Origin of the sequence: Paenibacillus donghaensis, from assembly GCF_002192415.1 — a bacterium.
Classification (GTDB): Bacteria; Bacillota; Bacilli; order Paenibacillales; family Paenibacillaceae; genus Paenibacillus_AQ; species Paenibacillus_AQ donghaensis.
Genome location: NZ_CP021780.1, coordinates 4,309,212 through 4,322,854, shown reverse-complemented (window position 1 = coordinate 4,322,854; position 13,643 = coordinate 4,309,212). Strand labels below are relative to the sequence as shown.

The window sequence follows — 13,643 nt, the reverse complement described above, 5'->3', positions numbered from 1 at the left end:
CTGTTGTACCCAATATAATTTAGGAGGAGAACACATGAAATCGGATAAAATATCAGAGGCGGTGGTCCGCAGACTGCCTGTATACTTGCGTTTCCTGAACGATCTCCTGAAACGCGAGATCGCTACCGTTTCGTCCCAGGAGCTGGGACAGAAGCTGGATCTCAACCCGGCCCAGATCCGCAAGGATCTGGCTTATTTTGGCGATTTTGGCCGCAAAGGCATTGGCTATGATGTCTCTTACCTGATTGAGAAGATCCGTCATATCCTCAAGCTGGACCAGCAGATCAATGTGGCGCTGGTGGGGGCCGGTAATCTGGGCCACGCCTTGTCCAACTACAATGCATATTTGAAGGATACCATGAAGATTACGGCGGTGTTCGATTCCTATACGCCCAAGATCGGGCAGAACATCAACTCCCTGACCGTGCAGCCGATGGAAGAGCTGGATAGTACCATCCGCGCCCAGGGTATCCGCATCGGAATTATTACAGTACCGGATACGGAAGCACAGAATGTGGCGGATATCCTGGTCGGAGCCGGAATTGAAGCGATTCTTAACTTCGCTCCGGTAATCCTCAGAACCCCGGCCAACGTGCGGATTCATGCCGCGGATTTCACAACGGACCTGCAGAGTCTGGCTTATTATCTGCATGACGGAAAGGAAGATGCGGAAGAGGTGCCGGTCAATGAGCAGCAATAGGACGCTCATCCGAAACGGACGATTTCTGATTCCGGGAGCGGAGAAACCGGTTCTGCAAGGATATATGAGTATAGAAGACGGCACCATCACTTACATAGGTACAGATGAGCCTTGGTCTGAAGCCGGAGCCGGTACAACAACTATTGTGGATGGCAGCCGGCTGTTGTTTCTGCCAGGCCTGGTCAATACGCATGGTCATGCGGCGATGTCGCTGCTGCGCGGATATGGCGACGATCTTGCCCTGCAGGTATGGCTGAGGGACAAAATGTGGCCGATGGAAGCAAAATTTACTGCCGAGGATATATACTGGGGCACTTCTCTGTCCGTTCTGGAGATGCTCAAAGGCGGGACTACAACCTTCCTTGATATGTATATCCATATGGACCGCGTAGCTGAAGTGGCGGAGCTGTCGGGTATCCGCGCGGTTCTGACGCGTGGTGTCCTGGGCCATTGCCCTCCGCAAGAGCAGAGCAGCAAGCTGGCTGGAGCGGTGCAGTTTGCCCGTGACTGGAACGGTGCGGCGGGCGGACGGATTACGACGATGCTCTCTCCGCATGCGCCGTATACCTGTCCGCCGGATTATATCATGAAGTTTGTGCAGGCGGCGCATGATTATGATCTGCCGATGCATACGCATATGTCGGAGACGAAACGTGAGGTCGAGCAGAATGTCGCGGAATACGGTCTGCGTCCTGTGCAGCATCTGGAGAAGCTGGGCCTCTTCACCCGCCCTTCACTAGTGGCGCACGGCGTTCATCTGAATGACGAGGAGATCGCCATTCTGGCCCGCCATGAAGTCGGCGTGTCCCATAATCCTGGCAGCAACCTGAAGCTGGCGAGCGGAATCGCCCGGGTGGTCGACCTGCAGCAGGCAGGCGTCAAGGTGTCGTTGGGCACAGACAGTGCGGCAAGCAACAACAACCTCGATCTGTTCGAGGAGATGCGCCTGGCGGCGCTGCTTCATAAAGGCATCAGCGGCGATCCGACGGCGGTTCCGGCCCCGGAGGCGCTGCGTATGGCGACGGAATATGGTGCAGCCTCTTTGTTCCTGAAGGATGTGGGCCGGCTTGCGGTGGGAATGAAGGCCGACTTCATTGCGCTGGATATCGATCAGCCGCATCTGCTGCCTCACAGTGACCTGCTCTCGCATGCAGTGTACTCCGCGAGTGCCAGGGACGTGGAGCATGTCTGGGTGGACGGCAAGCAGGTCGTGAAGCATGGCGCCTGCCTGACATTAGATGAGGAAGCCATCCGCCGCAAGGCACAGGAGACCTTCGAGAGTCTGCTGAAACGATAACTAAGAGGCCGTATAAGGCTGTAAGAAAGGGAGCTGTACCTTGAAGAAAAGGAGAAAATGGATCCTGCTGGGATCGGTACTGATTGTGCTCCTGGTAGTGGGATTAATCCAGTTCTATGCCTATATCATGAAATCTCAATGGGGCGAGCAGCAAATTGCCGAGGATATTGCCCGAACCCAGGCCGGACTAACCGAAATATCCAAAGCGCAGAAATCCGTCTGGGGTGAAGAAGCAATCTATTGGGTGCTGACCGGGAACAATGCTGCCGGACAAGAGCTGATGGTGTGGGTCCGCTTCCTGCCCGGAGGCACAGCTGCGGAAGGCGAGAACGCCGTGTACGGCGAAGAGATCAGCAAGGGAACCTCGGAGGAGCAGGTCCGCGCTATCATCAAGTCGCAGCTTCCCGGCATCAAGGTGGAGCGGCTGCTGCCGGGCGTGTTTAACGGAGAATATGTGTGGCAGCTGTTCTACCAGCAGGAAGGAATCTATCATTACAAGTTCTTCCGCTTCGCCGACGGAACCGAAATCGGTGAGGGGTATAATCTGCCACAGCAATAGTAATTTTTATTATTGGAGGAGATTTGTATAATGAAGAGCAGAACCAGAGCCTCTGCAGCGGGAATCGTGATATCCGCATTGCTGCTTTTGGAGCCGATAACTGAGTTTGTCAGTGGACTTATCGCTGGCTGGCAGTCCTATTGAGCAGTTTTGGAGATTTAGTTGCGAATATGCATCTAATGGGCGGATTTTTTCCGTTTTGGAGGAAATAGATGCAATAATAGTAACTACTTAGGACCCTGCGAGGATATAGAAGGTTTACTTGCGAAGGTAAGGGGATCGCACTACCGTAATCCAAACCCTCCCCCACCCGAACTTCAGGTAACCTACGTCCTAACGGACCGTATAGCTCCAATTTCCTCATTTCTGCGCTGGTTTGGAATGTAACGGACCGCATAGCCTCTATATCGGAAAAACAGGCCTTAACTAGTGAGTTTCGGCTTGAATAGGGGCTCCTGAGTCCGTTAGACCTGCAAAACAGCCTTTTTACAGCAAATAGAGGCTCCTGAGTCCGTTAGTAGTCTGAAAGTTAAGCGCTGGTTACCGGCGACAGCCTTCCTTTGTTATGCTTAGCCTCCTTGTCGCGCGGTGTGGTAGGACAGGCTCGGACGAGTAACACAAGGAACACCAGGGGGGCCTAAGTAGTAACCAATAATACATCTAATTTGGGCATTTGAGCGTAAGACGCTTGATTTACTCGAATTTAGTTGCACTTTCGGTTACTACTTAGGTCCAGTGAGGAATGATAGGGAAATTCTACCGCTAGTTGGACGAAGGTTGGGCGTTCTGGCGAGCTTATAGGGAATTTTTACCACTAATGAGATCCTATCCGCTCCGAAAAGCCCTAAATGGACGATGTAGTGGTCACTTTTCCCTATAAGCCACGACAATCGAGCATGAGCCAGGTATTAACGGTAGTTTTTCCCCATAGCCACCTCTGTTGTACTACTCCGAAGGCACAAACCTACTTGGGAATGGCTGGGGTCCTAAGTAGTAACCACTTTCGCATCTATTTGCTCCGAACCTTCCAAGGCTACCTTATAAACACTCGCTGGGTCCTAAGTAGTAACCCATATTGCACGCAAGTGACAGTCTGATCAACCAGCCCTAAAAGACAAGCAGCGGGTTCCCTTTGAGGAATGTAATACTCAATATACAATAAAAGAGACATACAAACTAACAGTAGTTTGTATGTCTCTTTTTGTTTGCCGGGTTAGCGAAAGTCCTGCGGTATCAGTCGTTAACGCAGCTATGGGCGGAACGTCTGACGGACCGTGCCGCTGCCGTTCGCGACTTCAATCTCGGCATAAGCACCGTTGATCAGAGTAAGCTGTGGTGGCACATGCCCGCAATCGATATCATAGATGACCGGAAGCTGAAGCTCGGCAGCGACATCTGCATACACATCCTCTGCAGTATAGCCGTCGACAGGCCGGTTGGCAGGGCTTCTGCCGAACATAATACCCGCGCAATGCTTAAACCATCCTGCCAATTTCATCTGCACCAGTGATCTGCGTAGGTCGACGGTATTCAGCTCGCAATTCTCCAGAAACCATACAATGGGTTCATTACTGATGAATTGTTCGCGGAAACGCCGGACATCCCCGAAAGGGGTGCCAATCAAATGCCGGATCACATCGATGCAGCCGCCCAGCAGCCGTCCCTGCATGCGGACAGGGGCGCCTGACATACTTCTCCAGGCGGTAGGCTCTGTCAGCTTAAAAACCGTAGGAGAGGGCGTCTCCGGCCATTCCTTCTGATACGCTGCAGAGGAGTGCTGGACAATCGACTCTCCAGTCTTGGTAGTTAAGATGGACTGCCACATCGCGGTAGTCTCATCATCAGTCTCACCTCTTAAATCGACGAGATTGGTGCCGTGCGCCGTGGCTATGCCCGTCCGCAGGGTGATCGCCAGCAGCAGTACGCTGATATCTGAGTATCCCAGCACCCACTTCGGCTTGATGGCTTCCAGATTCAGATGCTCCAGTGTCTCAATCAGCAGCTCCCCGCCCCAGGGAGGGAAGATCAGTCCGGTGCTGTCATCGGTCAGCATGGCGTTTAGTTCCGTTGCGCGTATATGCGCAGGCGCCGATTTGGCCTTCTGTTCGGTCCATACGGTCTCACCGCAGTTCACTACGTAGCCTTGTGCCTTCAGACGGCTGGTTGCAGCATGCATCCAGGGATGAAGCTCTGTCTTCAATCCGGAGGAAGGGGCGGTTACGCCGATGGTTGTGTTTGGTTCCAAATACGGATATTTAATCATAATTGCCTCCGGTTCAGCCGATAAAATAGTACAGCATTCCTTAGTATAACAAGATTGCCGGCTAAGGTACAAAAAGGAGAGATAAGGAAAAAATTAGAACTGAAAATTTTAAATATATTCACATCTTTTTTCGATTTCGTATATACGCATATGATATACTACTATTTGTACTTAGACATGCTTAAGAGCATGTCAGTCTCGGAAAAGCACTGGACATGCTGATATAATTTTAGAAGTATAATAGATTTCCCATTTTTGAGAGGAGGACGTTTCTTGAAACTGCGTCTTGTACCTATACTGCTAACGTCTGTACTGTCAGCTGCTCTGTTGTTCGGCGGATGGTTCTTGTACCGGCAATTTGCCCTGCAGGAGCCGCTTCAGAAGATTGTGTCACAATATCAGGGAGTAAAGAATTCTCAAATATCTATTAACCGCAGTGAGGTCACTTTGAAACTGGATTTGCAGCCTGGCACTAAATTACGTGAGCTGATGCAGTATGTATCCGCTGAAGGCAAGTCGGTCATCGAAGGCCGGACGTTGAAGCTGGATGTGGAGCAGCACTCCAATGCTCTGCTGGATGAATACTGGGACAAAGCGATGTTCTCGGTGGCCGAAGCGATGGAGAGCCGCAAGTATACACTGATCCCCAGCAAGCTGGATATGCTTAAACAGCAATACTCTGAGTATAGCGATATAGTTGCGACCACTGAAATTGATGAAAAAAATGTATACGTAAGCCTTAGCAGCGGCGAAGAGAGCAAGGTTATTATTTTGCCGCGGCAGCCGGCTACGATGGGGGTATGGAATAATGCCTAAGTGGAGTAAAGAAATCATTGCCGGGTTTGTGCCCGTACTGCTGATTTTTATGGCTTTTGTCGGAATCAATATCTTTCCTATCATTATCGCTGGAGGAATGATCGGTGCGCTGTTGATCATCGCCCACTTGCGCGGCGGAATGACCGTCAACGCCGGAGCGGACAAGAAACGCAAGAAGAGCGGTCCCTCCAAGCTGACCTTTGAAGAAATCGGCGGCCAGGATCATGCCAAGCAGGAGCTGCGTGAAGCGCTGGATTTCCTGATCCGGCATGAGGAGATCAGCAAGTTCGGTATCCGGCCCTTGAAGGGAATTCTGCTTACAGGCCCTCCGGGAACCGGGAAGACGCTGATGGCCAAGGCTGCTGCCCACTACACCGATTCTGTTTTTGTAGCGGCTTCCGGCAGTGAGTTCGTGGAGATGTATGTCGGTGTCGGCGCCGGACGGGTGCGTGACCTGTTCCGGGATGCGCGTACACGTGCGTTGAAGGAGAACAAGGAGAGCGCGATTATCTTCATCGATGAGATCGATGTGATTGGCGGCAAACGGGAAGGCGGGCAGCAGCGGGAATACGACCAGACACTTAATCAGCTGCTGACCGAGATGGACGGAATTTACAATAATGAAGCCCCGCGGATTCTGCTGGTGGCCGCCACTAACCGCAAGGAGATGCTGGATTCGGCTTTAACGCGACCGGGCCGCTTCGACCGTCATATTCAAGTGGATATGCCGGACAAGAAAGGCCGTAAGTCGATTCTGGACCTGCATGCCAAGAACAAGCCGCTGCATGCTGAGGTAAGTCTGGACAGAATCGCTGAGGAAGCCTACGGCTTCTCGGGAGCGCAGCTGGAGAGCGTCATGAACGAAGCGGCAATTTACATGATGCGCGAGAACCTGAGCGAAGTGGAGCAGCGCCATCTGTCGATGGCGATCGACAAGGTGATGATGGGTGAGAAGACAGACCGCGAGACCAACCAGGAAGAGAAGAAGCGGGTCGCCATCCATGAGTTGGGGCATGCAATTATGGCCGAAATGCTGCGTCCCGGCAGCGTCAGCCAGGTTACACTGACACCGCGCGGCCAGGCACTTGGTTATGTGCGTCACAATCCACAGGTCGAGCAATATCTCTACACGAAGGATTACCTGGAGGATCAGATCATGATCGCACTTGGCGGAGCGTCCGCAGAGGAGCTCTATTACGGCGGGCGCAGTACAGGCTCGCGTGGGGATTTCGACCAGGCGCTCAGCATTGTGGAGACGATGATGAAGTCAGGCCTGACCTCGCTGGGGATCGCCAAGCTGGAAATGGTCACCACCGAAGAGCTAATGAAGGAGAACAGCAAGATTCTGGATGAGCTGATGGTCCGCACCAATGAACTGCTGGAGAAGCAGCGAAACGTGTTTGATTACTGCCTTGACATTTTAATGAAGGAAGAAGTCCTCTCCGGAGAGCAATTTCGTTGTCAATTTAGTGACAGTATCCTTTTACCGGCATAATTCTTTATGCCGGTTATTTTTTTTTACTTTTCAGGCATGCTAAGATATCATTATATGTCGGGCTATATCAATCTTTACGACAGACAAGGTACAATACTCAAGTATAGATACCTGAAAGGATGGAGACTTTTTTATGAATTTTAAGAAAATAGGTGTCATCGGCGGTGGCACAATGGGTCAGGGGATTGCCGAAATGCTGGCAGCCAAAGGCCTGGATGTAATGCTGGTGGAGAAAACTGCAGAAAGACTTAACTACTCCTACGATATGATCGAGACCAGTCTCGACAAACAGCTGGAGAAATGGGCGATTACCCAGGCCGAGAAGAAACTGATTCTCAGCCGTATCCAGAAGGTGACACATTTCGCTGAGCTCAGCTCTTGTGACATGGTTATTGAGACCATCACCGAAGATCTGGAAGCGAAACAGAAGGTATTCAATCAGCTTGACCAAGTGTGTCCAAGCCATATCATTCTTGCCAGCAACACCTCAACGCTCAGCTTGACAGAGCTTGCCAGCTCGACCATGTACCCGGAGCGTGTAATTGGCATGCATTTCATATATCCCGTTGCCAAGGTGGATCTGGTCGAAATCGTCCGCGGACTGAAGACTTCAGATGCCACTTTTGAAGATACCAAGGCTTTTGTAGATGAGATTGTGGAGAAAAAAGGCGTTATGATCTACGAATCCCCCGGATTTGTAACTTCACGTCTCATTTGCCTGTTCATCAATGAAGCCCTGCATGTGCTGCAGGAAGGTGTCGCTACTCCTGAGGATATCGACGATGCAATGCGTATCGGCTATCAGTTCCAATATGGCCCGTTCGAAATGGCAGACCGCTTCGGTCTGGATTCGGTGCTGGCTGCACTGGAGCAGATGTTCCGCGAATACGGCGAACTGAAATACCGCCCTTCTACAATTCTGAAGAAGATGGTGCGGGCAGGACAGCTGGGCATGAAATCGGGCGAAGGATTCTTCAAGTACGACAAGGATGGTGACCGTGTATGAATATTCTAGTAATTAACTCAGGAAGTTCCTCATTGAAATACCAGCTGTATAACATGACTGACGAATCTGTGCTGGCCAAAGGTCTGGTAGAACGAATTGGGATGGATTCCTCCATCCTGAACCACAAGCCAACGGGCAAACAGGAAGTTACAGAAGTCAGCGAAATTCTTGAGCACAATACAGCGATCCGCAAGGTGCTTGCTTGTCTGACCGACAAGGAACATGGCGTGCTGGAATCGATTGATGAGATCAATGCGGTAGGACACCGTGTCGTACATGGCGGTGAATTCTTCAAAGACTCCGCTTATGTGGACGCCGAAGCCAAGACCAAGATTCGTCAACTGTTTGATCTGGCTCCGCTGCATAACCCGGCTGCCATGATGGGGATCACAGCTACCGAGATTAACATGCCTGGCGTTCCCCAGGTGGTTGTATTCGATACAGCGTTCCACCAGACCATGCCTGAGAAGGCGTATATGTACGCGATTCCGAGAGTGCTGTACAACAAATATAAGGTTCGCCGCTATGGCGCGCATGGCACTTCCCATGAGTTCGTAAGCTCGTTGGCTGCGGATTATCTGGAACGCCCGCTTGAAGACCTCAAGATCATTACCTGCCACATCGGTAACGGTGCCAGCGTAACGGCTGTACAGGGCGGTGTATCAGTGGATACTTCCATGGGTATGACTCCGCTGGAAGGCCTGATGATGGGTACACGCAGCGGTGACCTTGATCCGGCTATCGTACCATATGTTATGAACAAGGAAGAGCTGTCGGTGGGCGAAGTCAACTCCATGCTGAACAAGCACAGCGGACTGCTGGCGATTTCCGGCGTGAGCAGCGACATGCGCGATATTATCGATGGTGCAGAGAAGGGCGAGCCTAACTCTACGCTGGCTTTTGACATGTATGAGTACCGTCTGCGCAAGTACATCGGCTCTTATACAGCGGCAATGAACGGTGTCGACGTGATCGTCTTCACAGCGGGCGTCGGCGAGAATGCTTCGCTGCTGCGCGAGAAGGTGCTGAATAATCTGACATTCCTTGGCATCGAATTGGATGCGGAAGCCAACAAGATCCGCTCCGGCGATCCGCGCCGCATCTCTACAGCCGACTCCAAGGTGCAGGTGCTTATCGTACCTACCAATGAAGAACTTGTCATTGCACGGGATACACACCGTATTGTGCAAGGAATTCAAGGCTAAACTAGAGGAGAGATTTCAGGCATGGCTAACAAGAGTGTAATCAAAAACGTAAATGAACATGTTGGAGAAACGGTTGTTATCGGCTGTTGGGTCAATAACAAGCGCTCCAGCGGCAAAATCCAGTTCCTGCAGCTCCGCGATGGCACAGGTTATATCCAGGGTGTGGTGGTGAAATCCGAGGTGCCTGAGCAGGTATGGGATGATGCCAAGAGTCTTACCCAGGAGAGCTCGCTGTATGTAACCGGCGTGATCCGTGAAGAACCGCGTAGCCAATCCGGCTTCGAAATGACGGTAACCGGCATTGAAGTGCTGCATCTGACCGAGAATTATCCAATTACGAACAAGGAGCATGGTGTAGATTTCCTGATGGATCACCGTCACTTGTGGCTCCGCTCTGCGAAGCAGCGGGCAGTGTTGGTAATCCGTGCGGAGATTATCCGTGCGGTGCAGCAGTTTTTCGATCAGAACGGATTTACGATGGTAGATCCGCCGATCCTGACGCCTACTTCGGCAGAAGGAACGACCAACCTGTTCCACACGAAGTATTTTGAAGAGGATGCCTACCTGACGCAGAGCGGCCAGCTCTATATGGAAGCTGCTGCAATGGCGCTGGGCAAGGTGTACTCCTTCGGTCCAACTTTCCGGGCGGAGAAATCCAAGACCCGCCGCCACCTGATCGAGTTCTGGATGATCGAGCCGGAAATGGCCTTTACCGATCATGAAGAGAGTCTGAAGGTGCAGGAAGAGTTCATCAGCCACGTAGTGCAGTCTGTATTGACCAACTGCCGCGCTGAGCTGGAAGCGGTTGGCCGCGATATCTCCAAGCTGGAGAATATCAAGGCGCCATTCCCGCGCATCACGTACGATGAAGCGATTAAATTCCTGAACGATAAGGAATTCGAAATCGCCTGGGGCGAGGACTTCGGTGCTCCGCATGAGACGGCGATTGCCCAGGAATATGACAAGCCAGTCTTCATTACGCATTACCCGGCCTCCTTCAAGGCCTTCTATATGAAGCCAGATCCGAACCGTCCTGAAGTGGTGCTGTGCGCCGATATGATCGCACCTGAAGGATATGGTGAGATTATTGGCGGCTCCCAGCGGATCGACGATCCGGCTTTGCTGGAAGAACGTTTCAAGGAACATAACCTTTCGCTGGACACGTACAAATGGTACATGGACCTGCGGACCTACGGTTCAGTGCCCCATTCCGGCTTCGGTCTTGGATTGGAACGCACGGTAGCTTGGATCTGCGGCCTTGACCATGTACGCGAGACTATTCCATTCCCTCGTACACTGTACCGTCTCTACCCGTAAGGGATAAGGGGGTCTTCTATGGACGGCAAAGAATGGAGTACCTGGAGCGAAGGCGCTGCCTTCGGTCTGGAGAACGGAATGGCCGTCATTCCATATGCGCTGCTGAAGCATTACCGCAAGCTGGGCCTCAGCGGCAGTGAAGCCATGCTGCTGATCCACCTGCTCTCCTTCCGTCAGGTGGAGGGGATTGAATTCCCTTCGCTGGAGGAATTGCAGACTGTAACCGGACGCAGCATCTCCGTGATTGCCGGTGAACTGCAGAAGCTGATGAAGGAAGGTTTCATCAGCATCGATGGGGATAACGACGAGCTGCGCGATATCCACTATGAGCGCTACAATTTCACGGGCTTGTACGGCAAGTTAGGCACTTATCTGGCTGTGCTGCGCCAGGAATCTGCGGGTGATCAGACTAGCAGATCCGGCGGTACGCCGGACCTGCGGGCTGCGGCGCATCATTCCGGTGCTGCCGCGCCTGCAGGCGGATACGGCACATCTGCTCCGCCTGTGCAAGCCAGGGAGGCTGAGCAAGGCCGCAGCCTGTTCAGCATCTTCGAGAAGGAGTTCGGCCGGCCGTTGTCTCCAATGGAATGCGAGACGATCTCTGGCTGGGTGGATCAGGACCGGTACCCGGAGGAGCTGATCTTGCTGGCACTGAAGGAATCCGTATTTGCAGGCAAGCTGCACTTCCGCTACATTGACCGGATTCTGCTGGAATGGGCCCGCAACCGGGTGAAGAATGCCCAGGATGTGAAGACTTATTCGCAGAAATTCCGCAGCGGCGGAAGATAAATAGGTTAGGAATAACCGTGCACCCTTAGTTTTACCGGGGGAGCACGGTTTTTTTGTAAATATAAGCGCCATAAATTATCCTTCTATTTCTCGCAGAAACGGATGCCGCCTCTTTCAGAGGACGGTGAAGCCGTTTCTTCTTGCGGTATGGTGGTGTTATGATGAATAAAAAGGATTTCTTCCAGATATTCTCTGGGAGTCTAGTGAAGTTGGTGAATTGGAGGAGTGTGCAGCGTGATAACTATTCTTTTGGTCGAGGACGATCTCAGCTTAATAGACGGATTGGAATATGCAATGAAGAAAAATGGTTATGCAGTGGATACAGCCCGTACCGTAGCAGATGCGATGACCTTATATTCACAACATACATATGATCTACTGGTTCTGGACCTGGTCTTGCCCGATGGAACGGGGTTTGAGCTGTGCCGGAAAGTGCGGAGCAATTCAGCGGTGCCGATCATCTTTCTTACTGCATCCGACGAAGAGGTGAATATAGTAATGGGGCTTGATATTGGGGGCGATGATTATATCACTAAACCGTTTAAACTGAATGAGCTGTTCTCCCGCATGAAGGCGCTGCTTCGCAGGACGCTTGCTTATCAGGAAGCAGGGACTGTGCTGAGTTCCAATGGTATCCTGATCGAGCTGCTGACCCACCGTGTGATCCAGGATGGACAGCCGCTGGAATTGACTGCTGCGGAATACAAGCTGCTCTGTTACCTGATGAAACACCCGGATATCATCCTTGAACGTGCGGCCATTCTGCAGAAATTGTGGGATGGACATGGCGAATTTGTAGATGACAACACACTGTCCGTTTATATACGCAGGCTCAGAACCAAGATAGAGCGCACCCCCAATGAGCCGCAATTCCTGCTTACCGTTCGCGGAGTAGGCTACAAATGGAAACAGGGGAGCAGCCGATGAACAGATTTTCAATTTTTACCAATATGGATGTGCGCCGCTTGTTTGGGGTGCTGGCTGCAGTTCCGCTTGTTCTGCTGCTGGCGGGTCTGCTGAATTCACAGATTGCCCTTCATGGGCTGGAGACCAAGCTGATCGAACGTGATTACCGGATAGCTGGCTATCTGCTGGAGCATGGAATCAGAGAGACTGAGGTTGCGGCCGCCTATTCGGGGGAAGCTTCTGCAGCGCAATCGTTCACCGGACGCAAGTTCTTGTCGGGGCAGGGGTATACGTCTGAAACAGGGCGGGAGGTGCTGCCGGAAGCGGATCAACTGCGGACCCGGCTCTTGCTTGGCAATATCCTGTGGGCAGTATTGGGTGCCTGCTTGATCCTGCTACCGTTTCTGTTCTACTTCAAGCGGCAGCAAAACACGCTGGAGGATGCTCAGACGGTGGTTGTAGCTTTTATGCGGGGGAATACGGCCTCAAGGCTGGACTGTGAGAAGGAAGGCAGTCTGTACCAGTTCTTCACGGCAGTCAATGAACTGGCTACCTCGCTGCATGCCCATGTTCAAGCAGAGCAGGAGCGCAAGGCTTTCCTGAAGAATACGTTGGAAGATATCTCTCATCAGCTAAAAACCCCGTTGGCCGCGCTGAGTATGTACAACGAAATCATCCTTGAGGATGCTAACAACCCTGATGTTGTACGCAAATTTTCACTGCAGACCACAGCCTCGCTGCAACGAATGGAGAGGCTGATTGACAATCTGCTCAGGATTACCAAGCTGGATGCCGGAACGGTAAAGATGGACAAGCAACCTTATCAGCTTCAGCAGCTGCTGCAGGAGACTATGCTTCAATATGAAGCCTCTGCACAGCAGGAGCGCAAAACAATCACTTTGCAGGGGCCGGAGGCTACGATCCTGTATTGCGATGCGGCATGGATGGCGGAAGCAGCAGGGAATCTGCTGAAAAATGCTCTGGAGCATACCGCAGCCGGTGGCCGGATCCATGTCTGCTGGAGAGAGACGCCTGCTCTGGTCACTATCCGGTTTCAGGATGACGGGAAAGGGATTCACCCTCAAGATCTGCATCACATCTTCAAGCGGTTTTACAGAAGCCGCTTCGCACAGGAGATCGATGGAACTGGTTTGGGTCTGCCAGTGACGAAATCCATAGTGGAGGCTTTTGGCGGGAGTCTCTCTGTGGAGAGTGAGCCAGGCAGCGGGTGTGTATTCACGATGAACTTTGTGAAGCTTACTAGATTGTAAGAATGAATACATCTCGCAG

12 protein-coding genes are annotated in these 13,643 nt (G+C 52.0%); 11 read left to right on the top strand and 1 reads right to left on the bottom strand.

What is annotated here, in order from left to right; genetic code table 11:
• Nucleotides 1–34 precede the first annotated feature (34 nt).
• Genes B9T62_RS19885 through B9T62_RS19875 form a run of 3 tightly spaced genes read left to right on the top strand, consistent with a single transcriptional unit; the run spans nt 35 to nt 2,556 of the window.
• The gene (locus tag B9T62_RS19885) at nt 35–700 is read left to right on the top strand and encodes a redox-sensing transcriptional repressor Rex (protein WP_087916885.1); all 666 of its coding nucleotides are present in this window, start codon (nt 35–37) and stop codon (nt 698–700) included.
• The gene (locus B9T62_RS19880; protein ID WP_087916884.1) at nt 687–1,997 is read left to right on the top strand and encodes an amidohydrolase; all 1,311 of its coding nucleotides are present in this window, start codon (nt 687–689) and stop codon (nt 1,995–1,997) included. The genes B9T62_RS19885 and B9T62_RS19880 overlap by 14 nt, the downstream gene beginning before the upstream one ends.
• A 40-nt stretch (nt 1,998–2,037) precedes the next feature.
• Nucleotides 2,038–2,556: a cell wall elongation regulator TseB-like domain-containing protein gene (locus B9T62_RS19875; RefSeq protein WP_087916883.1), complete on the top strand. Its 519-nt coding sequence runs from the start codon at nt 2,038–2,040 to the stop codon at nt 2,554–2,556.
• Between the two features lie 1,249 nt (nt 2,557–3,805).
• Here B9T62_RS19875 and B9T62_RS19870 read toward each other — a convergent pair.
• Nucleotides 3,806–4,819 carry a S66 family peptidase gene (locus B9T62_RS19870; RefSeq protein ID WP_087916882.1) on the bottom strand — a complete coding sequence of 338 codons (1,014 nt, stop codon included), beginning with the start codon at nt 4,817–4,819 and terminating at the stop codon, nt 3,806–3,808.
• A gap of 273 nt (nt 4,820–5,092) precedes the next feature.
• Here B9T62_RS19870 and B9T62_RS19865 point away from each other — a divergent pair, with 273 nt between their 5' ends.
• The 8 genes from B9T62_RS19865 (at nt 5,093) to B9T62_RS19830 (ending at nt 13,624) form a co-directional block, all read left to right on the top strand.
• Entirely contained in the window at nt 5,093–5,635 is a 543-nt protein-coding gene (locus B9T62_RS19865) for a hypothetical protein (protein ID WP_087916881.1), read from the top strand.
• Nucleotides 5,628–7,130, top strand: coding sequence for an AAA family ATPase (locus B9T62_RS19860; protein WP_087916880.1), 1,503 nt, complete (start codon nt 5,628–5,630; stop codon nt 7,128–7,130). The genes B9T62_RS19865 and B9T62_RS19860 overlap by 8 nt, the downstream gene beginning before the upstream one ends.
• Nucleotides 7,131–7,263: 133 nt before the next feature.
• Entirely contained in the window at nt 7,264–8,136 is an 873-nt protein-coding gene (locus B9T62_RS19855) for a 3-hydroxyacyl-CoA dehydrogenase family protein (protein WP_087916879.1), read from the top strand.
• Complete coding sequence (locus B9T62_RS19850) at nt 8,133–9,341, top strand: acetate/propionate family kinase (protein WP_087916878.1); 1,209 nt, start codon at nt 8,133–8,135, stop codon at nt 9,339–9,341. Before B9T62_RS19855 ends, B9T62_RS19850 begins: the two co-directional genes overlap by 4 nt.
• A 21-nt stretch (nt 9,342–9,362) precedes the next feature.
• Nucleotides 9,363–10,658, top strand: coding sequence for an asparagine--tRNA ligase (asnS, locus tag B9T62_RS19845; RefSeq protein ID WP_087916877.1), 1,296 nt, complete (start codon nt 9,363–9,365; stop codon nt 10,656–10,658).
• Nucleotides 10,659–10,676: 18 nt separating this feature from the next.
• Nucleotides 10,677–11,447 carry a DnaD domain protein gene (locus B9T62_RS19840; protein ID WP_087916876.1) on the top strand — a complete coding sequence of 257 codons (771 nt, stop codon included), beginning with the start codon at nt 10,677–10,679 and terminating at the stop codon, nt 11,445–11,447.
• A 234-nt stretch (nt 11,448–11,681) separates the two neighbouring features.
• Nucleotides 11,682–12,374: a response regulator transcription factor gene (locus B9T62_RS19835; protein WP_087916875.1), complete on the top strand. Its 693-nt coding sequence runs from the start codon at nt 11,682–11,684 to the stop codon at nt 12,372–12,374.
• Nucleotides 12,371–13,624 carry a sensor histidine kinase gene (locus tag B9T62_RS19830; protein ID WP_169834411.1) on the top strand — a complete coding sequence of 418 codons (1,254 nt, stop codon included), beginning with the start codon at nt 12,371–12,373 and terminating at the stop codon, nt 13,622–13,624. Before B9T62_RS19835 ends, B9T62_RS19830 begins: the two co-directional genes overlap by 4 nt.
• Nucleotides 13,625–13,643: the final 19 nt, after the last annotated feature.

Bases quoted from the DNA above. Each gene is read 5' to 3' on its own strand.
- B9T62_RS19830 (WP_169834411.1), top strand. From the start codon at position 12,371: ATGAACAGATTTTCAATTTTTACCAATATGGATGTGCGCCGCTTGTTT.
- B9T62_RS19840 (WP_087916876.1), top strand. From the start codon at position 10,677: ATGGACGGCAAAGAATGGAGTACCTGGAGCGAAGGCGCTGCCTTCGGT.
- B9T62_RS19850 (WP_087916878.1), top strand. From the start codon at position 8,133: ATGAATATTCTAGTAATTAACTCAGGAAGTTCCTCATTGAAATACCAG.
- B9T62_RS19860 (WP_087916880.1), top strand. From the start codon at position 5,628: ATGCCTAAGTGGAGTAAAGAAATCATTGCCGGGTTTGTGCCCGTACTG.
- B9T62_RS19880 (WP_087916884.1), top strand. From the start codon at position 687: ATGAGCAGCAATAGGACGCTCATCCGAAACGGACGATTTCTGATTCCG.
- B9T62_RS19855 (WP_087916879.1), top strand. From the start codon at position 7,264: ATGAATTTTAAGAAAATAGGTGTCATCGGCGGTGGCACAATGGGTCAG.
- asnS (WP_087916877.1), top strand. From the start codon at position 9,363: ATGGCTAACAAGAGTGTAATCAAAAACGTAAATGAACATGTTGGAGAA.
- B9T62_RS19885 (WP_087916885.1), top strand. From the start codon at position 35: ATGAAATCGGATAAAATATCAGAGGCGGTGGTCCGCAGACTGCCTGTA.
- B9T62_RS19870 (WP_087916882.1), bottom strand. From the start codon at position 4,819: ATGATTAAATATCCGTATTTGGAACCAAACACAACCATCGGCGTAACC.